Source organism: Bradyrhizobium sp. UFLA03-84 (assembly GCF_002289535.1).
GTDB classification, from domain to species: Bacteria; Pseudomonadota; Alphaproteobacteria; order Rhizobiales; family Xanthobacteraceae; genus Bradyrhizobium; species Bradyrhizobium viridifuturi.
Genome location: NZ_NSJY01000005.1, coordinates 259,797 through 278,409 on the forward strand (window position 1 = coordinate 259,797; position 18,613 = coordinate 278,409).

Here is an 18,613-nt window from a genome sequence, read left to right on the forward strand (position 1 = left end):
TGAGCACTCTGATGAACATGATCCTTCCCACCGCCTCGATCTCGGCGACCCCCAACGGCACCACCCGTCCCCAGGTGCGCATCGTCATCGTCGGCCATGTCGACCACGGCAAGTCCACTCTGGTGGGCCGCTTGCTGCATGAGACCGGCAGCCTGCCGGACGGCAAGCTGGAGATGCTGAAGGCGGTCAGCGCACGGCGCGGCATGCCGTTCGAATGGTCGTTCCTGCTCGACGCGCTGCAGACCGAGCGCGACCAGGGCATTACCATCGACACCACCCAGATCCGCTTCCGCACCCGCTCGCGCGACGTCGTGCTGATCGACGCGCCCGGCCACGCGGAGTTCTTGCGCAACATGATCACCGGCGCCTCGCAGGCCGACGGCGCGGTACTGATCATCGACGCGCTCGAAGGCGTCCGCTCGCAGACCCGGCGACACGGCTATCTCTTGCACCTGCTCGGCGTGAAGCAGGTCGCGGTGGTCGTCAACAAGATGGACCGGGTCGATTTCAGCGCGGCGCGATTCAACGAGATCAGCGCGGAAATTTCGGCGCATCTGATCGGCCTCGGCGTGACGCCGACCGCGGTGGTGCCGATCTCGGCGCGCGATGGCGACGGCGTCGCCGAGCACACCCCGCGGATCGACTGGTACAAGGGACCGACCGTGGTCGAGGCGCTCGACGCGCTCGAGCCGGCAAAGCCGCTGGCTGAGCTGCCGCTGCGGCTGCCGGTGCAGGCGATCTACAAGTTCGACGACCGCCGCATCGTGGCGGGCCGCGTCGAGTCCGGCAGCCTGAAGGCCGGCGACGAGATCGTCATCATGCCGACCGGCAAGATCGCGAAGATCAAGACGGTGGAGAGCTGGCCTGTGACGCCGGTGCAGGGACCGCAGGGCGCCGGCCGCTCGGTCGGCATCACGCTCGACCGCGAATTGTTCCTCGAGCGCGGCGACATCATCGGACATTCCGGGCAGAGCCCGCGCGACACCCGACGCATCCGCGCCCGGATATTCTGGCTGCACGACAAGCCGCTGACCAAGGGCGAGCAGATCCTGATCCGGCTCGGCAGCAAGGAAAGCCGCGCCACCGTGGTCGCGATCGAAAAGGCGATCGATCCCGGCGCGCTGTCCAACGAAGAGAACTCAGCGATCGCGCGCAACCATGTCGGCGAGATCGACATCTCGCTGGCGCAGCCGGTCGCGACCGATCCCTACACCGACAATCCGCGCACCGGCCGCCTGGTGATCGAGGTCAACGGCCGCATCGCCGGCGGCGGCCTCGTGCTGTCGGTCGACGCCGGCCGCCCTGCGGTGCCGATCGACATCGTGCCGGTGGAGTCAGCGCTGCGGCCCGACGAGCGCTCGGCGCGCTACCACCACAATGGCGCGGTGATCTGGCTGACCGGCCTGCCCGGCTCGGGCAAGTCGACGCTGGCGCGGGCGCTGGAGCGGCGCCTGTTCAGCAACGGCGGCTCGCCGATCCTGCTCGATGGCGACACCTTCCGCGCCGGGCTCAACAGCGACCTCGGCTTCTCGCCGCAGGATCGCACCGAGAACATCCGCCGCCTCGCCGAGGTCGCGACCCACCTGGCGCGCAACGGCCATATCGCGATCGTCGCCGCGGTGTCGCCGTCGACAGCCGACCGCGCGGCCGCGCGCCGCATCGCCGACAGCGCGTTCCGCGAGATCTATGTCGCCACCCCGGCCGAGGTCTGCGAGACCCGCGATCCCAAGGGCCACTACGCCAAGGCACGCGCCGGCGGATTGCCGTCGTTTACCGGCATCACCAACGACTACCAGGCGCCGGCCGGCAACGAACTGACCATCGACACCTCGAACCGCTCGGTCAGCGATGCCACCGACGAGATCGAGCGGATGCTGGCCACCACCGGCATCCTGTTCGACGAACTGACCGACCTCGCGGCGAATATCTGATCTTGCTCACCTGTCATCGTCCGGCTTGACCGGGCGATCCAGCATTCCAGAGACAGCAATTATTGAGCCGATGGGCCGCGGCGTACTGGATGCCCCGCTTCAAGCGGGGCATGACACCAGAGGGCGTGGCGGCAGGGGGCCTTCTCAGAGCCGTAGCTTTAGGGCTAAAAGGGCCGTGAACGCGGCCCTTTGGCGCGTTTTTTGCTGATTTCTTGGGAAAACAGCCCCTAAACGCCCCATTTCGTTGAGAAAGCCCATCATGACTCGTGTCGATGCCCATGGATTGAAGATCGCCCCTGTCCTGTTCGATTTCATCGCCAAGGAGGCGACACCGAAAACCGGGATCGCGCCGGACGCGTTCTGGGCAGGACTCGCCGCCATCATCCAGAAGCTCGGCCCGAAGAACCGCGAACTGCTCGCGGTCCGCGACACCTTGCAGGCCAAGATCGACGACTGGCATCGCGCCCACAAGGGCAAGGCGTTCGACATCAACGCCTACACCGCGTTCCTCAAGGAGATCGGCTATCTGCTGCCGGAGCCCGCGACCCACAAGGTCGAGACCGCAAATGTCGACGAGGAAATCGGCAAGATCTGCGGCCCGCAGCTCGTGGTGCCGCTCACCAACGCCCGCTACGCGCTGAACGCCGCCAATGCGCGGTGGGGTTCGCTGTACGACGCCTTCTACGGCACCGACGCGATCCCGCATGATCCGAGCGAGAGCGGCAAGGGTTACAACAAGGCGCGGGGCGACAAGGTGATTGCGAAGGCCAAGGCGTTCCTCGACGCCGCCGTGCCGCTCGCGACCGGAAGCCACACCGACGTGACGTCCTACGCCGTGATCGCGGGCCAGCTCTCGGTCAAGCTGAAGAGCGGCAACTCGACCGCGCTGAAGAACGGCGCCCAGTTCGCCGGCTATCTTGGCGACGCCGCCCAGCCGACCGCGATCCTGCTCGTCAACAACGGCATGCATGTCGAGGTCAAGATCGACCGCAGCAACGTCATCGGCAAGGACGATCCGGCCGGCGTCGCCGACATGATCCTGGAATCGGCGGTCTCCACCATTCTCGACATGGAAGACTCGGTCGCCGCCGTCGACGCCGAAGACAAGGTGCTGGTCTATCGCAACACGCTCGGCTTGATGAACGGCACGCTGTCGGCCGATTTCGACAAGGGCGGCAAGACGCTGACCCGCTCGCTCAATGCCGACCGCGTCTACAAGAAGCCCGACGGCAGCGAGCTGAAGCTGCACGGCCGCAGCCTGCTGCTGATGCGCAATGTCGGTCACCACATGTTCACCGACGCGGTGCTCGACGCCAAGGGCGAGGAAATCCCCGAAGGGCTGCTCGATGCCGCGGTCGCCGGCCTGCTCGCGATCCACGACCTCAAGGGAAATTCGAAGGTCAAGAACAGCCGCACCGGCTCGGCCTACATCGTCAAGCCGAAGATGCACGGCCCCGACGAGGTGACGCTGACCTGCGATCTGTTCGCCGAGGTCGAGAAAATGCTCTCGCTGCCGGAGAACACGCTGAAGGTCGGCATCATGGACGAGGAACGCCGCACCACGGTCAACCTCAAGGCCTGCATCCAGCGCGCCTCCAAGCGCATCATGTTCATCAACACCGGCTTCCTCGACCGCACCGGCGACGAGATCCACACCTCGATGGAAGCGGGTCCGATGATCCGCAAGAACGACATGAAGGCCCAGCCGTGGATCAAGGCCTATGAGGACTGGAACGTCGACAACGGCCTGATCGACGGCCTGCCCGGCCATGCCCAGATCGGCAAGGGCATGTGGGCCGCGCCCGACAAGATGGCCGACATGCTGGCGCAGAAGATCGGCCATCCGCAGGCCGGCGCCACCACCGCCTGGGTGCCGTCGCCGACCGCCGCGACGCTGCACGCGCTGCACTATCACCAGGTCAACGTGACCGCCCGCCAGCAGGAACTCGCCAAGGGCGGACCGCGCGCAAAGCTCTCCGACATCCTCACCATTCCGGTGTCGCAGTCGAACTGGGCGCCCGACGATGTGAAGCAGGAGATCGACAACAACTGCCAGGGCATCCTCGGCTACGTCGTGCGCTGGATCGACCAGGGCGTCGGCTGCTCCAAGGTGCCCGACATCCACGATGTCGGCCTGATGGAAGACCGCGCCACGCTGCGCATCTCGAGCCAGCATCTGGCCAACTGGCTGCATCAGGGCGTCATCACCCGGGATCAGGTGATGGAATCGCTGAAGCGCATGGCCGTCGTGGTCGACAAGCAAAACGCCGGCGACAGCCTCTACAAGCCGATGGCGCCGTCGTTCGACGGTGTCGCCTTCAAGGCGGCCTGCGACCTGATCTTCGAGGGCCGCACCCAGCCGAACGGCTACACCGAATACATCCTCACCGCGCGCCGCCGCGAGGCCAAGGCCGCCGGCTGATCTCGGGATCGCGACGACAAGTAAAAGCCCCGGCGATGAGCCGGGGCTTTTTTGTTGAGGTCAGATCTAGACGCGTCGTCATTGCGAGCGGAGCGAAGCAATCCATGCTTCAGCATAGCGGACGGATGGATTGCTTCGTCGCTTCGCTCCTCGCAATGACGAGGCTAGAACACCGCGAGATATTTCAGCAGCGAGACGATGCCGATGATGATGACGACGACGCGCGCGATCTGCTTGGCGCGGCCGTCGAGCGGCAGCATGTTGATCAGATAAAGAACGAGAATAATGACAAGGAAAGTGACGAGTACGCCGACGAGCATGCGGGGCCCCCTGATGGCATCGGTGAATGTGCTGTTCGCATTCACCTAACGTGCGAGAGGGAGGCCGGTTCCTGACGCCGGAACCGGATCTGGCTGGACTCATCCGGGCGACGCTATTCGCGCGCCAGCACCGGCGTGCGCTCATATTTGGCGCGGATGCGCTCCGGCGCCGGCGTGAAGTTGAGAGAGGCTCCGCGACGGTCGGGGCGGCTGACCGACATCAGCCCGTCCTTGCCGGCGACGATGTCGCCCTTGCGCAAGGTCGGATCGTCCTCGATCTTCACTGCAGCGAGCCCGACGGGATCCTTGCCGTTGCAGGTGCAGCCGGAGACGATCTCGTCGCGATAGCGGAATGCGTTCGGCAGCTCGGAGTACGGCTTGCCGTCTTCCGTCGCGGCGTTGTCGATGTTGCCGCCATAGACCACTTCGGTCGCGCTCGCCGGGCAGAAGCTGTTGCAGCTCTCCGCCTTGCTCTGGTTGCCGGTCGCAGCCAGCGGGAAATAGCGGCCGTCGCAGGTGCGCACGCAATAGGCCTGCCCGCCGTCATAGCGCGCACGTCGCTCGGCCCGCGGCACAGGCGCCGGACCGTCGTCGAACGGCACCCGGATCACCGGCGGACGGCCCTGCATGAAGCCGCCGAACAATTGCGAGAAGAAATCCTGGGCTTGCGCCGCGGGCGCAAGGGACAGGCCGAGCAATGCCGCCGTCCCGTACACCCACCGCCTGGAATTGAACTTCATCATACCGATCCCCGGTCCAACGCCGATGCTCAGTACAACGAAGAACCCGCCGGGATGTTCATCGCCTGCCGGCCGGAAGGCAGCGTCATCACCGCGGGGCGCGGCTGCAGCGGCGCCGGCCGGACCGAGATCTGCGTCGTGCTCGGACCGAGCTCACGCGCGGCGAGATGGGGCGCGTTCTTCGGCAGCACCACAACCTTGGTGCCGACATCGACCCGGCTGAACAGGTCGGAGACGTCTTCATTGGTCAGCCGGATGCAGCCCGACGAGACGAACTTGCCGATCGTCGACGGATCGTTGGTGCCGTGGATGCGGTACTCGCTGGAGCCGAGATACATGGCGCGCGCACCGAGCGGGTTGCCCGGGCCGCCGGCCATGAAGCGCGGCAGATAGGGCTGGCGCTTGATCATCTCGGCCGGCGGATGCCAATCCGGCCACTCCGCCTTGCGGCTGATGGTCTGGGTACCGGCCCAGGTGAAGCCCTCGCGGCCGACGCCGACGCCGTAGCGGATCGCCCGCCCGCCGCCGAGCACGTAATAGAGCGCGGTTTTGCCCGTATCGATGATGATGGTGCCGGGTGCCTCGGACGTGTTGAGCGCGACGGTGGTGCGGCGCAGCCGCTCCGGCAGCGCGCCGTCCTCGGTGGCCTCGGTCGAGGGATCGGTCATCGCCTCGTCGGACGGGAATGCGCCCGGCTGCGTCGACGCATAGCCGAGCGCCTGCGCGTTTGCCGAAGTGGTGACAATGAATGGCGTCACAAACAGGACGCTGGCGAAGGCGAGAGTGCGGGCATGGATGAACGCAACGCGCGACGCAAGCCGGCGGCTGGAGAGAGACGGATGTGTCATGTGCTGCCCCTGGACGGGATGCGCATCGTGGTGATGCGATGCCAAGCCAACGCGCGTGGCGGCCAGAGAGTTCCGGAGCGAATCGTCTCGAAGTCGCGATTGTCAACCCGCCAGGTCTCACGAACCCGCGATGGAACCTTTGCCGCGACGCGCCGTTGTCACGCGCAATTTGACACGAAATTCATTTGTCCTCGTGCGGGAGGAAACTGGTGCGCGCCTTTCCGGGTGAACGTCTGCTTGGCAACGCCCCCGAAGGCACGCCCCTCCCCGACAGCAAGGCTGAACTGCCGCCGCTGATCAGCCGCGCCGAGGTCGTCGCCTTCACGCTGGTCGCCCTGCTCATCATCGTCATCGTCGGGGTGCTCTATCTGGCGCGCGCCTTCTTCCTGCCGATCACCATGGCTTTCATTGTCGGGACCATGCTGTCGCCGGCGGCGGGCCAGCTCGAGCGCTACCGGATTCCCCGCGCGCTCGGCGCCGTGCTGATCGTGATCGCGGTCGGCGCCGCCGTCGCCTTCATGGTCGGGCTGATCGCCTCGCCTGTCATGGAATGGAGTTCGCGGCTGCCCGAGCTCGGCGCGATCCTGAGGCAGAAGCTGCACGTGTTCGACCGGCCGCTCGCACTATGGCAGGAGCTGCAGAGCATGGTCGGCGGCTCCGACACCCTCGCCAGCTTCCAGATGCCGAAATTCGAGTGGGTGCAGCCGACGCTGGAATTCCTGTCGCCGACTTTCGCCGAATTCCTGCTGTTCGTCGCCACCCTGATCCTGTTCATCGCGAGCTGGAAGGATCTGCGCCGCGCGCTGGTCATGACCTTCAGCGAACGTGCGGCGCGGCTGCGCACGCTTCGTATGCTCAACGAGATCGAGATCCATCTCGGCAATTATCTGCTGACGGTGACGATGATCAATGTCGGCGTCGGCATCGTCACCGGTGTGATCTGCGCCGCGACGAACATGCCCAATCCGGCCGGGCTCGGTGCGCTCGCCGCGACGCTGAACTTCGTTCCGATCATCGGCCCGGTCGCGATGTTTGTGACGCTGGTCGTGGTCGGCATCATCTCTGCGCCGACCATCGGCGCCGGGCTGATCGCGCCGGCCTGCTTTGCCGTCGTGACCTTCGTGGAAGGGCATTTCGTGACGCCGACGATCGTCGGCCGCAGGCTGTCGCTGAACGCGCTCGCGGTCTTTCTCGCGCTCGCGTTCTGGACCTGGTTGTGGGGCCCGATGGGCGCCTTCCTGTCGTCGCCGCTGCTGATCGTGGCATTGATCGTGAAGGAGCATTTGATGCCGGTCAATTCGCCGCAGCTGCCCGAAGGGTAGCAAAGCGTTTTCAAGCGAAGTGGACACCGGTTCGCGTGGATAAAACGCGTCGAACAAAAAGCTACAGTTTCGCATCTGGAACCTTGCGAGATGCGAGGCGTTTTTCATGCAACACGCGACACGCGAATGATGCGGGAGCCTCCGATGTCGAACACGGACAGCGTATTTGGGATCAAGAACATGACCGACAAAGCGACCTACGAACGCCTGGAAAAGGATGTCACCGCCGTGAAGAACGACATTGCAGCCCTCACCGAACAGATCACCGACGCGCTCAACTCGTTTGCCAACAACGCCGGCAAGCAGGCTCGCCGCCGCTACAAGGATGCGCGCGCCAACGCGGAAGATGCGCTCGACGACATGTCGGAGCGCGGCAGCGCGATGATGGGCGCGGCGCAGGAGGCCGCATCCTCGATCGAGGAGTCGCTGGAAGAGGTGATCACGCAGCGGCCGCTGGCGACCGTCGGCCTGGCGCTCGGCCTCGGCTTTTTGATCGGCGTCACCTGGCGGCGCTAGGCGCTGCTCAACCCCGGCGGATGAAGCCTGCGATGGCGGTCATGCGCAAACCACCGTTCTGGACGAGATGGCAGCGCTGGCGCGCCGCCGCCTCGTTTGTCGATGCGCTTTTCACGGCAAGGTCGAAAACAAGGCTGGTCAATGCTTCAGCGGCTGATCGATGACGTCAAGCAATCCACCGGCAGCGCGCTGCGGCTGACGTCGCTGGCCGCGGCCGCCGCGATCCTGCTGTTCATCACCCTCGCCTTCCTGTGTGCGGCCGCCTTCGTCTATGTGCTGCAGCATTACGGGCCGGTGGAGGCGTGCCTCGCCGGCGCCGCGCTGTTCCTGGTCGTCACCTTGATCGTCGTCGCCGTGTACATGGCGCACAAGCGCGAGATGCAGCGGCGCGCAGAGAAGGCGGCCAAGGCCGCGAAATCGGCTGCGGCAACCATGTTCGCCGATCCGGCCTTGGTCGCCACCGGACTGCAGATCGTCCGCGCCGTCGGCGTCAAGCGGCTGGTCCCGATCCTGCTGGTCGGCGGCTTGGCGCTCGGCCTGATGGCCAGCCGCGGCGCTGCGAGCAACAGCAGCGAGCCAGAGGAGGAGTAACCTCTTCATCGCCGTCATTCCGGGGCTCGCGAAGCGAGAGCCCGGAATCGTGCCGCACATCTCGTGGTGCAATGGATTCCGGGCTCGCTCCACGTGGCGCGCCCTCAGGTGTGCAATTGCACACCAGGGAATGACGGTGAGATAGTTGGTTCTCAGGTCACGCAGCGGCCGGGCTGCAGCAGCTTGGCCACTTCGGTCAGGACGCTGACCACCGGTTCACAGGCCACCTTGCGGGTGTCACCGGGCCGCGCGCGGACGGGCGCTGCGGGGTGATTGCGGGCCTCTTCCCGCGCCACGGGAACGCGGACCAGGACCGACGTATCGGGCAGCCGGTCGACCTTCAGCGCCACGGTCCGGCTCGGCAGGCCGCTCATCGGAACCGCGGCGCGGTCGGTCTTCGCGGCGCGATTGACCGCGCTCTCCGGCGCCAGTGCGGTGGTGACCTGCTGGCCGCCGATCAGATCGTGGCCGGATGCCAACTGGACCGCGCCAAGCGTCAGTCCGACCGCCAACGCAGCGAAAATTCCCTTTTGAATCTTTGGCATGGTGATGTCCCTCGCCCCATGGAAATTCCCGTTGGCGATCACGGACACAACGCGAACGAAACCTGTGCGGTTCTCGCGCCCGGCCATCACTTAACCGTGTACGAAATAATTTTGATTCTCGCGGAACGAGTCCGGGGGTCTGCGAGTCATTGCAAGAGCCGGTTATTCCCCCTGCCCCATTGACCGGCGACGTAGGGCGCGACCGTGGTGATGCCGGTCGCGCCCTGCTCTTTTTTGGAGGTTCGTCTTTCGCGCCCTGCCGGCGAACGATATGTCAGCCGACCTGTCACGCAGGCGTCGCATTCGAAGTCCGTCGCGAAGCACTGTCCTGCCGCCGGCGAGAGGAATCCGGCTTCAGGCATCGTCGCTCGATGGCGTGTCCTGGGATCGAACAACCGTCACTTCACGGCATGACGGGCAACGACCAACATGAAACTTGATCCCGGTCGTCTGGTCGTCGACGAGCATCAACTCGCTGAGGGGTTCACCGCATTTGCAGGTGACCGTTTTCTTATCGGCAAAATACATCTGACGTCCTCCATAAGCCTGGAGATTTCATCTCGTCATCGGGGCGAGCCCGCTTGCGTCGAGCTCGCCCCCTTGTCCTGCTCCTTCTCAATCTGTCAGACCCGGGCAATCCGGATGGTGGGTGTGCTCCCTGCCGTTACTTTGAAGCGGATTGCGCCCCCACTCCTGACTCCGCGGCTTCGCGCGCCTGGCGCTCGGCCTTGAGGCGCTGGAAATTGTCGTAGAAGGCCTTCTCGTTGGCGCGGTGCTCCTTCATCGCCTGCGACGCCTCTTGCTGACGCTGCGCATCACGCTCTTTCCGTTGCTGGGGAGTCAGATTCATGCGGCCTCCAACTAAGTTCTTGAATCAACGCTGGATTCAACGCACGAGGCCGGGAAAAGTTGCACTGGAGGGGAGCCGGCCTATTTGCGCAGGCTGGCCCAGACGCCGCCGAGGATCAGCAAGCCGCCGACCAGATGGATCAGCTTCGGCGGCTCGCCGAGGATGATCCAGGACAACAGCGCGCTCGCGATCGGCGCGACGTAGAGCACGAGCGACGTCCGCACCGAGCCGAACCGCGCGCCGAGCCAGGCGAAGCCGGCATAGGCGATCAGGCCGGGCACCAGGCCCGCAAAGACATAGGCCTCGAATGCCCGCGCGTTGAACACCGCGGCCGGCGTCGCCCACATTTCCTGCAGCGCCGGCGGCAGCGAGCACAGCGCGCCGGCCGCCGAGAACAGGCTGACCCGCGCCAGCAGCGAGGCGCGCGGCGCGACCCGCGACTGCACCAGAGTGTAGCCCGACCAGCCGAGCATCGCACCCACCACCAGCAGATCGCCCCAGGCCGCGCTCGACTGGGTCAGCGTTTCCAGATGGCCGCCCGAGACGATCAAGAGCGCGCCGGCGAGCGCCAGCGCCGTGCCGAGCCATTGCAGCGGGCCGATATGCTCGATGCCGAGCGCGGCCGAGATCAGCAGCACCATGATCGGCGACAGCGCGAAGATCAGCGCGATATGGATCGCCGTGGTGGTGATGCCGGCGATGTAGACCGGGCCGCCGCAGAGGAACATGCCGAGGAAGCCCGCGGCGAGGATCGGCCAGAGGTTCTGCGCCAGCGGGATCTTGCCGTCGCGGATCGCCGTGATCGCAAACGGCGCCAGGCCGACGGCGATGATGCTCCAGCGGAAGAACGCCAGCGAAAACGGCGGCACCGAGCCGGCAAGGCCGCGCGCCAGAACCTGGTTGGAGGCCTGCCCGACCGCGACCAGGATGAAGCCGGTCAGCGCGACCGCATCCTCCCAGCCCATCGCCGGGCGGCCGATTGGCGCTTTCGGCAACTCCGCATCCATGACACCGCCCCCTCAGCCGGTGCGCAATTGACCAGGACGGCTTGCGCCGTCGCTGCCCGTGCCCGCTACTGCTCGGCCGCCTCGCGCTCCATGTCGCGGCCGGTCATGTCCTCGCCCTGCATGTTGGCGTATTCGCGCGCCATCTCGCGCATCAGGAACTTGGCGGGGACGTCGTGATAGCTGCCGTGGTCGTTGACATATTGCATGTAGGCGCGCCCGGCGCCGTCGAACGGATGCAGCAGCGCATCGGAATGGCCGTCGAAATCGAGCGGCGCAACGCCGAGCTTGGCGCACAGCGTGTCGTTGAAGGTCGGGGTCGCCTTGCGCCAGGCGCCGTCGACGAACACTTCGGTGAAGCCGTGCCAGGTGAACAGGTCCGAGCCCATGCTCTGGCGCAGCTTCTCGGTGGTGAGATGGTTGCGGACATCGGCGAAGCCGACCCGGGCGGGGATGCCGTGGACCCGGCAGGCCGCCGCATAGAGCGCCGCCTTGCCGACGCAATAGCCGTTGCCGGCGGCGAGCACGCTGGAAGCCCGGTAGCTCTCCGCCGAGCGCATGCTGACATAGGGGTTGTAGCGGATGCCGTCGCGCACCGCGGTGTAGAGCCGGCTCGCGATCTCGCGGGTGCTGGCGCCGGGCGGGACGGCGGCGCGGGCGAACGACTCGACGGCGGGATGGTCGCTGTCGACATATTCGCCGGGGTCGGTGTAGAGGCGGCTGATCGTGTCGGGGAGATGTTCGGTCATGGCCCAAGCTTAGCAAGCCATGGGCGCGGTTCAATGCAGCTGACGCAGCCCTGACCAGCTCGCCGCCCCGTTCTAGTTCTTGAAGTGTTCGTCCAGTTGCGGCGGCCGGTAGCTGCGCCGCTTGGCCTTGAAATATTCGCGCGCGAAATGGATGCCGATCCCGATCAGGAACGGCGGGGCAAGGGCTGCGGCAATCATCAGCGCGGTGATCGACTTCGGCGTCAGGATGTCCAGCACCATCGACGCCAGCAGCCACAGCGTGGCAGCAATCACCGCGACGTCGACATGCTTCATTCCCTCGGTCTTTCTCTTGGTCGTCCCAGGTTCCATCCTACCGGCTGGCCCAGCATGCGCCAAGGATTCCGGTGGCAGAGGATACCTCCGGCCCTTCACTTTTTTGGAACGGTGCCCGCGCGGGCAATGTTGGTCCCGACAAACCGAACCCGGAGGCCGCGATGAGTAACTCCAGTGACATCCACAACGGCGTCGACCATCCCGCGAGCCGGCACGGCGTCAATGACCCGGTCAGCGGGGTCGACGTGAAGCGGACTTTCGACGACAACCAGACGCCCCACGAACGCGCGCAATGGGCCGCCGACGTCCGCGCCGACGCCTCGCCCAGGAGTGGCGAGCCGTTCCTGCCCGAAGCGCTGCGTCGGCGGCCGACGTCGCCGATCAATCCGCGCACCGGCCGGTATCCCACCGACTAGCGAGAGCGATATGAAGTCATGGGGGCCGGCGCAGGGGCGTGCTGCCAAAATATCGAAAACAACCCCATGCAAAGCAGCCGGGGCGCGGGGATGACGGTCGGCCATCAAGCCGCGAAGGTCCGCACCAGCAGCAGGCCGCCGAACAGCGCCAGGATCGAGAGCGCGACGGAGGCTGCGATATAGGCCCCGGCCACCCACAGCTCGCCGCGCTGCATCAGCACGATCGCGTCGAGCGAGAAGGTCGAGAAGGTGGTGAAGCCGCCGCAGATGCCGACGGTGAGAAACACCCGCACCGCTTGGCTGACATTCCAGCTCAGCGCGAAGGACTCCGCGAACGCGCCGATCAGGAACGAGCCCGCGATATTGATCACCAGCGTGCCCCACGGAAATTCCGTGCCGACCAGGCGCCCGGCGCCGATCGCCACCAGATAGCGCGCGACCGATCCCAGCGAACCGCCGATCGCGACCGCCGCCAACAATTGTGCGTTCAATTTCTCACCCTTCCGGCCCGCCACTCGACGATGCCTGTCACAAGCCCAACAGCGAAAGTCGCGGCGACCAGCCCGCCCGGCGCGCCGACCAGCAGGGCGACGACACCGACGAGCCAGATGGCCCCGACCAGCGACAATGCGATTGAGAGTGAACCAGGAAGACCCGTCATGCTCTTGCCCACATCTCATTCGCGGGGGGCGCGGCGGGTCGGCAGTTGCGCATGCTCCTACCGACGCTGTCGCGCCCGGTAGGAGTCATCAGCCTTGCGGCGGTTATCGGGGGACTCCATCCCCATCAACGTGCGCGATGGTACGGTGCGCGGCAAATACGGGCAAGCCGTTTTCGCGGGCAACTGCCTGACGGAGCTCCGCCGCATGACGAGCGACGCGCTTTGCAATCAACCGACGCGCGAATACAATGATTGCAGATTGTCGAAGTGGACTGACTTCCCCGATGTTGCCATGGCTCGTTGTCTGTATTGCGCTGCTCTTTGCTGCCACAGCTCCCGCCCTCGCCAAGAACAGCGCAGCCCCAAAACTCTCCCCTTCAGCCGCCGCATGGAGACAGGATTTTTCGAACCGTGTGCTCCAGGCCCGGCGTTCCCCTCCGCTGGCGTCCGGGCAGCGAGGCACCGCCAAAGTCGGCTTCAGGATCGATCGCGCAGGTCATCTCATGTCGAGTTGGCTGGTCGAGGCCACCGGCATCCCGGCGATAGACGCAGAGGCATTGGCAATCGTTGAGCGCGCCCAGCCGTTCCCGCCATTCCCTGCGGACACGGCGGGCGAGGACTTCCAGTTTATCTTGCCGATTACCTTCGATCCCGTCGCACCCTGGGACAGTCCCGCCCTCAAGGCAAAGCTGAATTCGGTCTGCCGAGGATGCTAAGCGGCCCGCCGGACGGCGTGGCCGCTATCCGTCTATGCGGTCGTCGAGAGCATCGCATTGAGCTCCACCGCCGTCTTCAGCTGCTCGATCCGCGCGGCGATCTGCTCGCGCTCGGCGCCGCGCGGCAACTGAGCGAGCAGGTTTTCAAGCCGTACGCGGTGTTCCTCGAGGCGCTGCTCGAACGTGTGGGGCTCAGATCGCTTCCGTCGTCGAATCGTCCTCTCCATCGTCCATCCTTGGCGGTTGCAGACCGGGACTATTGGCCCAGCGGTCGAGTTGATCGATGACCCGAGCGTGGCTCGGGCGCCGCGGTTCCGGCGCGCTCGGCTCCTCGGATAGCTTGCGGGGAAGCTTGACGTTGTTGGTCATGGCATCACTCCCGCAACATAACGAAACAGGCCGCCGGATCGTTCCCATATTTTTAAATAAGCTATTGATTTTGCTTGATAAAATTACTCAATCGACGTTTTTGTCTCAACCGGTGGAACCGGACACAAATTGGTTCGTTTAGCAAATTACTCATTCAGCTAAGTTTGGGTGTTTTGCGATGAACGAGCTGCGTGCCGAACGATTGCAAGTGATGTTGTCGCCTGAGGAATTGGCTGCCCTCGATGATTTCCGCTTCAAGCACCGCATGCCGACCCGTGCCGCGGCGGTTCGCGAGCTGCTCAAGCTCGGTCTGGCCAGCGTCGGCACCGATGCCGCGGCGGGGGTGAAGTCCAGCGATTACGGGGTGTTCGATCGAGGGCCCGAAGGCCACACGCAGGGAGAGGACGCGCCAAACGACAAGTGACGGCGCGCAGTCACGGGGCGGTTCAACCGCCGACGAGGAGGTCCACGACGGCCTTCAGCGTGCAAACCACGAGCGCCGCGGTGAACATCGCCGTACCGAGATCCGCGAGATAGAGCAGCTGCGCCTTCTGCTCCGCATCAAGCCGCGCGATCGCCTTGCGCATGGCCAAGCTCCCTTTTCAGGAGAACGCGATGTGCCGATGTCCGTTCCTTCGGCCGCCGTACCCGACCGGACGCCGGCTTCCCGAAAACCCGCGCGTGCCCTTGCTAGTCGGCGTGCTCGACAGCCACTTTGATTTCATCAAAGCTTCGGCAGGGTCGGCCCCTCGCAAGAGACGAAGCAATAGCTCCGAGCCTCGCAAAGAGACGGCCCCAGCGAGGGGGCACAAGCTGAGGCCGCGCAGTTGCACTTTGATCGTCCTGATACTGCCCGGCAGGTGCAGCACCCGGACGCAAGAACAACTCGGCGCGCGCCGCGCCCGTTCCTAAATGAAAAACGGCCCCAGCTAGCAGGCGCTAGCTGAGGCCGTTCTGTAGTCCCATTCTCACGCCGAACCGCCGCTTGCCGAAAATTGACGGCCCTTTCTGGGCTCGTATTTTGATCTTAATGAAATAGCCCTGCCCAGTGACCGGGATGATTCGCGATGGGCGCCTGTTCCAGAAATCACATGTGTGAATCGCGCTCGAATTTTTGCAGGGATTTCCCGAGAGCACCAAAGAAAAGACCCCGAGCTGGAAAGCGCCGGGGTCAATTGCTTCCTATGCTGCCAGGCGTGACCCGACGTGTTCAATCGCAAACACGCCGATCACGAATTGCCGCTTCTTCCTGATTGGGGTGAGTATCCTGATCCCCCGAAGCGAGTGTCATAGCCAGGACGGCATCCAAGGCCTCAGGCTCGTTGCAGCGCCAGCGTCACGCCGCCGAGCGTCAGCGCCATGGCGCCGATCTCGCGCAGGCCCAGCGGCTCGCCGAGGATGATCGCCGCCGACACCACGCCGATGACAGGCACCAGCAGCATCCCCGTCGACGCCGAGGTCGGCGGCAGGCGGCGCAGCGTCTCGAACCAGGTGAGATAGCAGATGCCCATCGGCATCAGCGTCATGTAGGCGAAGCAGCCGAGGCCGAGCGGGGTGATCGCCGTGTAATTCGGATGCTCGAAGCAAACGCCGAGCAGCAGCATGACGAGGCAGCCGATGCCGACCTGCCAGGCGACCACGGCGAGCGGCGGCATCGGCAGTGGCTTGCGGTTCAGCACATTGCCCAGCGCGAACAGGATGGCGCAGGCGAGCGCCAGCGCGATGCCGGTGAGCTTGCCGGCGCTGAACGCAAAGCCGCCTCCGCCGAGCAAGAGGGCAACGCCGGCGACGCCGAGCGCCAGCGCGGCCAGGTCCCGCAAGGTCGGGCGGCTGTGCAGCACCGGCCAGGCGAACAGCATCGCCCAGATCGGCATGGTGTAGGCGAGCAGCGCGCCCTCGCCGACCGTGACGAACTTCATCGCGATGGTGCCGAAGCCCATCCAGGCAAAGACGTTGGTGAAGGAGGCGAACAACAGCCGCGGGATCGCCTCGCGCGGCACCGCGAGCGACTGGCCGCGGGCCAGCGCCAGCGTGCCGAGGATCACCGCCGCGCAGGTGCCGGCGAGCCCGCGCGCGAACAACGGCGGCCATTGCTGCAGCAGCAGCTTCATCAGCGGCCAGTTCAGCGCCCAGCCGAACGCCGTCACCACCAGGCAGAGGAAACCGATTGTTCGATCGCGTTGCGTCGTGTCCATCGGCCGCGCTTAGCAGGCGGACACCCACGATTCCACATCGCATCGCGCATGCCGTATCGCCCTGTCAGGCAAAGGTGCCGGTCGAAATCCGCGGCCAGCCCTCGCTTTTCCGCGCCGCGGCAAGCTTGCTGGTCCAGGCATCGATCAGGCTTGCGATCAGGAGACGGCCGGTGCCGCGCATGTCGGGCAGTTTCATGGTCGGCGTGCCCAGCGTCAGCGCGACCACGCCATGGGTTGCCGCGAGCAGCGCGGTCGCCAGCCGCTGCGGCAGGCCCGGCCCCGGCTCGGCGCCATGTGCGGCGAGAAATTCCCGCACCGAGACCACGAACAGCTCGTAGCTACGGCGCGCGATCTCGGTCTCGCCGAAATAGACGCCGTCCGGAAACCGGCGGTCCTCGACCGAGCCGGACATCGAGAACAGCGACCGGAAGTGATCGGGATTGTCGGCCCAGTAGTCGAGATAGGTTTCCATCACCCGCCGCAGCCGCAGATCGCTGTCGGCGGTCTGCGCGCGGACCCGTTCGAGCGCTGCGGCAACCGCCTCGAGATTCTGCTGCTTCACCGCAAGCAGCAGCAGCAGCTTGGTCGGATAATATTTGAGGACGGTGCCCTTCGAATAGCCGATCGCGTCGGCGATCTTCTGGATCGAGACGGTCTCGAGCGTGCCGGCGGCGAACTCCTTGCGCGCGGTCTCCAGGATCAGCGCCTTCAGCGCCTCCTTGTCCGCCTCCTGGCGCGCCCTGCGCTGAAAGCGCCGCGCACCCTTGCCGGGCCGCTCCTCGATCGACATGGCCGTCTCCCTTGGTGCCTCCATGCCGTGTGCCTGCCTGGATGGCAACCTGCCCCTTGCCATATCCCAGTTAATTGACTATGGTCAATTAACTGATCACAAGACGGGAGGATGCAATGAGCGCCCCTGTGAGCCCTCTTGCCGGCGACATTGTCCGCAGTGACTTCGATCCGTTCAGCCCGGCGACGCGGGCCGATCCGTATGGCACCTACGCGAAGCTGCGTGCCGCCGCGCCGGTCGTTCGCCTGACGCGCTACGACATCTGGGCCGTGCCGCGCTTTGCCGAAGTCAAGACGATCTTCGGAGACCATTTCAATTTCAGCAACGCCGGCGGCGCCGGGCTTGCGAACCACTTCAAGGAAAAGCCGTGGCGGCCGCCGAGCATCGTGCTGGAAGCCGATCCGCCGCTGCACACCCGGACCCGTGCGGTGCTGGCGCGGATCCTGTCGCCCGGCGCGATGCGGCGGCTTGCCGATGACTTCAAGGCAAAGGCTGCAACGCTGATTGACGGGCTAATCGAACGCGGATCATTCGACGCCATCAAGGACATCGCCGAGGTGTTTCCGGTCAGCGTATTCCCCGACGCGCTCGGCATCGACCAAGAGGGCCGCGAGAACTTCCTGACCTATGGCGCGATGGTGTTCGCCGGGTTCGGACCCGAGAACGATTATTTCCGCAACCTGATGCAGGAGGCACCGCGGGTGCTGCCCTGGGTCGCGGCACGTTGTCAGCGCGAGGCGCTGCGCCCGGGCAGCTTTGGCGCAGAGGTCTTCGAGGCGGCCGACACCGGCGAGATCAGCGCCGAGGAAGCGCAGCTCTTGGTGCGCTCGCTGCTCTCGGCCGGGCTCGACACCACGATCAGCGCCATCGGCATGGCACTGTACACGCTGGCGCGGCACCCCGAGCAATGGGGGTTGCTCGCCGCCGATCCGTCGCTGTCGCGCGCGGCGTTCGACGAGACGTTGCGGTTCGATTCGCCGGCGCCGTTCGTCTTCCGCACCACGCCGCATGAGACCGAGATCGCGGGCGTTGCGATCGGCAAGCATGAGAAGGTGCTGCTGCTGCTCGCCTCCGCCAACCGCGACGAGACGCGCTGGGAGCATGCCGACCAGTTCGACATCAGGCGGCGGCTGTCCGGGCATATGGGCTTCGGCGTCGGCATCCACGGCTGCGTCGGACAGATGGTGGCGCGGCTGGAGGCCGAGGCCGTGATCGCAGCGCTCGCTGGCCGCGTGAAGCAGTTCGAGATTGCAGGCCCGGTCACCTTCCGCGACAGCTCGGGGCTGCGGGCACTCAGCACCATGCAGATCCACGTCACGCCGAAGTAATTGCGG

General features: G+C 65.5%; 24 protein-coding genes and 1 riboswitch. Of the genes, 9 read left to right on the top strand and 15 right to left on the bottom strand.

The window, feature by feature from the left end:
• The first annotated feature begins 11 nt into the window (after positions 1 to 11).
• Together cysC and CK489_RS04000 are read left to right on the top strand one after the other, a co-directional pair.
• Positions 12 to 1,931 carry an adenylyl-sulfate kinase gene (gene cysC / locus CK489_RS03995; RefSeq protein WP_095731378.1) on the top strand — a complete coding sequence of 640 codons (1,920 nt, stop codon included), beginning with the start codon at positions 12 to 14 and terminating at the stop codon, positions 1,929 to 1,931.
• 259 nt (positions 1,932 to 2,190) lie between these two features.
• Complete coding sequence (locus CK489_RS04000) at positions 2,191 to 4,353, top strand: malate synthase G (protein WP_050628309.1); 2,163 nt, start codon at positions 2,191 to 2,193, stop codon at positions 4,351 to 4,353.
• Between the two features lie 164 nt (positions 4,354 to 4,517).
• Here CK489_RS04000 and CK489_RS04005 read toward each other — a convergent pair whose 3' ends face one another.
• The 3 genes from CK489_RS04005 to CK489_RS04015 all read right to left on the bottom strand — a co-directional run bounded on the left by CK489_RS04005 (position 4,518) and on the right by CK489_RS04015 (position 6,261).
• On the bottom strand, positions 4,518 to 4,673 hold the full coding sequence (locus tag CK489_RS04005) for a Thivi_2564 family membrane protein (RefSeq protein WP_021076357.1): 156 nt from the start codon (positions 4,671 to 4,673) through the stop codon (positions 4,518 to 4,520).
• Between the two features lie 113 nt (positions 4,674 to 4,786).
• Positions 4,787 to 5,416, bottom strand: coding sequence for a DUF2865 domain-containing protein (locus CK489_RS04010; RefSeq protein WP_050628308.1), 630 nt, complete (start codon positions 5,414 to 5,416; stop codon positions 4,787 to 4,789).
• A gap of 26 nt (positions 5,417 to 5,442) precedes the next feature.
• Positions 5,443 to 6,261: a L,D-transpeptidase gene (locus CK489_RS04015; protein WP_095731898.1), complete on the bottom strand. Its 819-nt coding sequence runs from the start codon at positions 6,259 to 6,261 to the stop codon at positions 5,443 to 5,445.
• A 209-nt stretch (positions 6,262 to 6,470) separates the two neighbouring features.
• Between CK489_RS04015 and CK489_RS04020 the strand changes: the two genes are divergently transcribed.
• The 3 genes from CK489_RS04020 to CK489_RS04030 all read left to right on the top strand — a co-directional run bounded on the left by CK489_RS04020 (position 6,471) and on the right by CK489_RS04030 (position 8,690).
• Positions 6,471 to 7,583 (top strand): AI-2E family transporter, encoded by a 1,113-nt coding sequence (locus tag CK489_RS04020; RefSeq protein ID WP_095731379.1) that lies wholly within the window; start codon positions 6,471 to 6,473, stop codon positions 7,581 to 7,583.
• 144 nt (positions 7,584 to 7,727) lie between these two features.
• Entirely contained in the window at positions 7,728 to 8,099 is a 372-nt protein-coding gene (locus CK489_RS04025) for an ElaB/YgaM/YqjD family protein (protein WP_050628306.1), read from the top strand.
• Between the two features lie 141 nt (positions 8,100 to 8,240).
• A complete protein-coding gene (locus CK489_RS04030; protein WP_095731380.1) occupies positions 8,241 to 8,690 on the top strand; it encodes a hypothetical protein in 450 nt (149 codons plus the stop codon).
• 152 nt (positions 8,691 to 8,842) lie between these two features.
• Here CK489_RS04030 and CK489_RS04035 read toward each other — a convergent pair whose 3' ends face one another.
• The 6 genes from CK489_RS04035 to CK489_RS04055 all read right to left on the bottom strand — a co-directional run bounded on the left by CK489_RS04035 (position 8,843) and on the right by CK489_RS04055 (position 12,132).
• Positions 8,843 to 9,235, bottom strand: a complete 393-nt coding sequence (locus CK489_RS04035; protein WP_095731899.1) for a hypothetical protein — start codon at positions 9,233 to 9,235, stop codon at positions 8,843 to 8,845.
• Between the two features lie 354 nt (positions 9,236 to 9,589).
• Positions 9,590 to 9,763, bottom strand: a complete 174-nt coding sequence (locus tag CK489_RS41655) for a hypothetical protein (protein WP_167350152.1) — start codon at positions 9,761 to 9,763, stop codon at positions 9,590 to 9,592.
• A gap of 136 nt (positions 9,764 to 9,899) precedes the next feature.
• Positions 9,900 to 10,085 (bottom strand): hypothetical protein, encoded by a 186-nt coding sequence (locus tag CK489_RS04040; protein ID WP_050628304.1) that lies wholly within the window; start codon positions 10,083 to 10,085, stop codon positions 9,900 to 9,902.
• An 80-nt stretch (positions 10,086 to 10,165) separates the two neighbouring features.
• Positions 10,166 to 11,080, bottom strand: a complete 915-nt coding sequence (locus CK489_RS04045; RefSeq protein ID WP_245350247.1) for a DMT family transporter — start codon at positions 11,078 to 11,080, stop codon at positions 10,166 to 10,168.
• 77 nt (positions 11,081 to 11,157) lie between these two features.
• Complete coding sequence (locus tag CK489_RS04050; RefSeq protein WP_095731382.1) at positions 11,158 to 11,838, bottom strand: transglutaminase-like domain-containing protein; 681 nt, start codon at positions 11,836 to 11,838, stop codon at positions 11,158 to 11,160.
• A gap of 72 nt (positions 11,839 to 11,910) precedes the next feature.
• Positions 11,911 to 12,132, bottom strand: coding sequence for a hypothetical protein (locus tag CK489_RS04055; protein WP_050628302.1), 222 nt, complete (start codon positions 12,130 to 12,132; stop codon positions 11,911 to 11,913).
• Between the two features lie 161 nt (positions 12,133 to 12,293).
• Here CK489_RS04055 and CK489_RS04060 point away from each other — a divergent pair, with 161 nt between their 5' ends.
• Entirely contained in the window at positions 12,294 to 12,548 is a 255-nt protein-coding gene (locus CK489_RS04060) for a hypothetical protein (RefSeq protein WP_095731383.1), read from the top strand.
• 104 nt (positions 12,549 to 12,652) lie between these two features.
• Here CK489_RS04060 and crcB read toward each other — a convergent pair whose 3' ends face one another.
• The gene (crcB, locus tag CK489_RS04065) at positions 12,653 to 13,039 is read right to left on the bottom strand and encodes a fluoride efflux transporter CrcB (RefSeq protein ID WP_050628300.1); all 387 of its coding nucleotides are present in this window, start codon (positions 13,037 to 13,039) and stop codon (positions 12,653 to 12,655) included.
• A gap of 242 nt (positions 13,040 to 13,281) precedes the next feature.
• Positions 13,282 to 13,342: riboswitch (Fluoride riboswitch) on the bottom strand.
• 151 nt (positions 13,343 to 13,493) lie between these two features.
• Between crcB and CK489_RS04070 the strand changes: the two genes are divergently transcribed.
• A complete protein-coding gene (locus tag CK489_RS04070) occupies positions 13,494 to 13,925 on the top strand; it encodes an energy transducer TonB family protein (RefSeq protein WP_095731384.1) in 432 nt (143 codons plus the stop codon).
• 32 nt (positions 13,926 to 13,957) lie between these two features.
• On the opposite strand, the gene CK489_RS40570 is transcribed toward CK489_RS04070, so the two are convergent.
• Entirely contained in the window at positions 13,958 to 14,152 is a 195-nt protein-coding gene (locus tag CK489_RS40570; RefSeq protein ID WP_128089531.1) for a hypothetical protein, read from the bottom strand.
• A complete protein-coding gene (locus tag CK489_RS41660) occupies positions 14,118 to 14,294 on the bottom strand; it encodes a hypothetical protein (RefSeq protein WP_167350151.1) in 177 nt (58 codons plus the stop codon). The genes CK489_RS40570 and CK489_RS41660 overlap by 35 nt, the downstream gene beginning before the upstream one ends.
• A gap of 178 nt (positions 14,295 to 14,472) precedes the next feature.
• Between CK489_RS41660 and CK489_RS04075 the strand changes: the two genes are divergently transcribed.
• A complete protein-coding gene (locus CK489_RS04075; protein WP_050628298.1) occupies positions 14,473 to 14,718 on the top strand; it encodes a hypothetical protein in 246 nt (81 codons plus the stop codon).
• 22 nt (positions 14,719 to 14,740) lie between these two features.
• Here the strand turns inward: CK489_RS04075 and CK489_RS04080 are convergent, their stop codons facing one another.
• From CK489_RS04080 to CK489_RS04090, 3 genes are all read right to left on the bottom strand, one after another.
• A complete protein-coding gene (locus CK489_RS04080; RefSeq protein WP_245350248.1) occupies positions 14,741 to 14,881 on the bottom strand; it encodes a hypothetical protein in 141 nt (46 codons plus the stop codon).
• Positions 14,882 to 15,607: 726 nt separating this feature from the next.
• Entirely contained in the window at positions 15,608 to 16,489 is an 882-nt protein-coding gene (locus CK489_RS04085; RefSeq protein WP_095731385.1) for a DMT family transporter, read from the bottom strand.
• Positions 16,490 to 16,553: 64 nt separating this feature from the next.
• Positions 16,554 to 17,279: a TetR/AcrR family transcriptional regulator gene (locus CK489_RS04090; protein ID WP_050628296.1), complete on the bottom strand. Its 726-nt coding sequence runs from the start codon at positions 17,277 to 17,279 to the stop codon at positions 16,554 to 16,556.
• Between the two features lie 116 nt (positions 17,280 to 17,395).
• On the opposite strand from CK489_RS04090, the gene CK489_RS04095 reads away from it, so the two are divergent.
• A complete protein-coding gene (locus CK489_RS04095) occupies positions 17,396 to 18,607 on the top strand; it encodes a cytochrome P450 (protein WP_095731386.1) in 1,212 nt (403 codons plus the stop codon).
• Positions 18,608 to 18,613 lie beyond the last annotated feature (6 nt).

What these genes read in the sequence shown, in the direction of transcription:
- cysC (WP_095731378.1), top strand. Translation starts at nt 12, where the DNA reads ATGAACATGATCCTTCCCACCGCCTCGATCTCGGCGACCCCCAACGGC.
- CK489_RS04000 (WP_050628309.1), top strand. Translation starts at nt 2,191, where the DNA reads ATGACTCGTGTCGATGCCCATGGATTGAAGATCGCCCCTGTCCTGTTC.
- CK489_RS04005 (WP_021076357.1), bottom strand. Translation starts at nt 4,673, where the DNA reads ATGCTCGTCGGCGTACTCGTCACTTTCCTTGTCATTATTCTCGTTCTT.
- CK489_RS04010 (WP_050628308.1), bottom strand. Translation starts at nt 5,416, where the DNA reads ATGATGAAGTTCAATTCCAGGCGGTGGGTGTACGGGACGGCGGCATTG.
- CK489_RS04015 (WP_095731898.1), bottom strand. Translation starts at nt 6,261, where the DNA reads ATGACACATCCGTCTCTCTCCAGCCGCCGGCTTGCGTCGCGCGTTGCG.
- CK489_RS04025 (WP_050628306.1), top strand. Translation starts at nt 7,728, where the DNA reads ATGTCGAACACGGACAGCGTATTTGGGATCAAGAACATGACCGACAAA.
- CK489_RS04030 (WP_095731380.1), top strand. Translation starts at nt 8,241, where the DNA reads ATGCTTCAGCGGCTGATCGATGACGTCAAGCAATCCACCGGCAGCGCG.
- CK489_RS04035 (WP_095731899.1), bottom strand. Translation starts at nt 9,235, where the DNA reads ATGCCAAAGATTCAAAAGGGAATTTTCGCTGCGTTGGCGGTCGGACTG.
- CK489_RS41655 (WP_167350152.1), bottom strand. Translation starts at nt 9,763, where the DNA reads ATGTATTTTGCCGATAAGAAAACGGTCACCTGCAAATGCGGTGAACCC.
- CK489_RS04040 (WP_050628304.1), bottom strand. Translation starts at nt 10,085, where the DNA reads ATGAATCTGACTCCCCAGCAACGGAAAGAGCGTGATGCGCAGCGTCAG.
- CK489_RS04050 (WP_095731382.1), bottom strand. Translation starts at nt 11,838, where the DNA reads ATGACCGAACATCTCCCCGACACGATCAGCCGCCTCTACACCGACCCC.
- CK489_RS04055 (WP_050628302.1), bottom strand. Translation starts at nt 12,132, where the DNA reads ATGAAGCATGTCGACGTCGCGGTGATTGCTGCCACGCTGTGGCTGCTG.
- CK489_RS04060 (WP_095731383.1), top strand. Translation starts at nt 12,294, where the DNA reads ATGAGTAACTCCAGTGACATCCACAACGGCGTCGACCATCCCGCGAGC.
- CK489_RS04070 (WP_095731384.1), top strand. Translation starts at nt 13,494, where the DNA reads ATGTTGCCATGGCTCGTTGTCTGTATTGCGCTGCTCTTTGCTGCCACA.
- CK489_RS40570 (WP_128089531.1), bottom strand. Translation starts at nt 14,152, where the DNA reads ATGGAGAGGACGATTCGACGACGGAAGCGATCTGAGCCCCACACGTTC.
- CK489_RS41660 (WP_167350151.1), bottom strand. Translation starts at nt 14,294, where the DNA reads ATGACCAACAACGTCAAGCTTCCCCGCAAGCTATCCGAGGAGCCGAGC.
- CK489_RS04075 (WP_050628298.1), top strand. Translation starts at nt 14,473, where the DNA reads ATGAACGAGCTGCGTGCCGAACGATTGCAAGTGATGTTGTCGCCTGAG.
- CK489_RS04080 (WP_245350248.1), bottom strand. Translation starts at nt 14,881, where the DNA reads ATGCGCAAGGCGATCGCGCGGCTTGATGCGGAGCAGAAGGCGCAGCTG.
- CK489_RS04085 (WP_095731385.1), bottom strand. Translation starts at nt 16,489, where the DNA reads ATGGACACGACGCAACGCGATCGAACAATCGGTTTCCTCTGCCTGGTG.
- CK489_RS04090 (WP_050628296.1), bottom strand. Translation starts at nt 17,279, where the DNA reads ATGTCGATCGAGGAGCGGCCCGGCAAGGGTGCGCGGCGCTTTCAGCGC.
- CK489_RS04095 (WP_095731386.1), top strand. Translation starts at nt 17,396, where the DNA reads ATGAGCGCCCCTGTGAGCCCTCTTGCCGGCGACATTGTCCGCAGTGAC.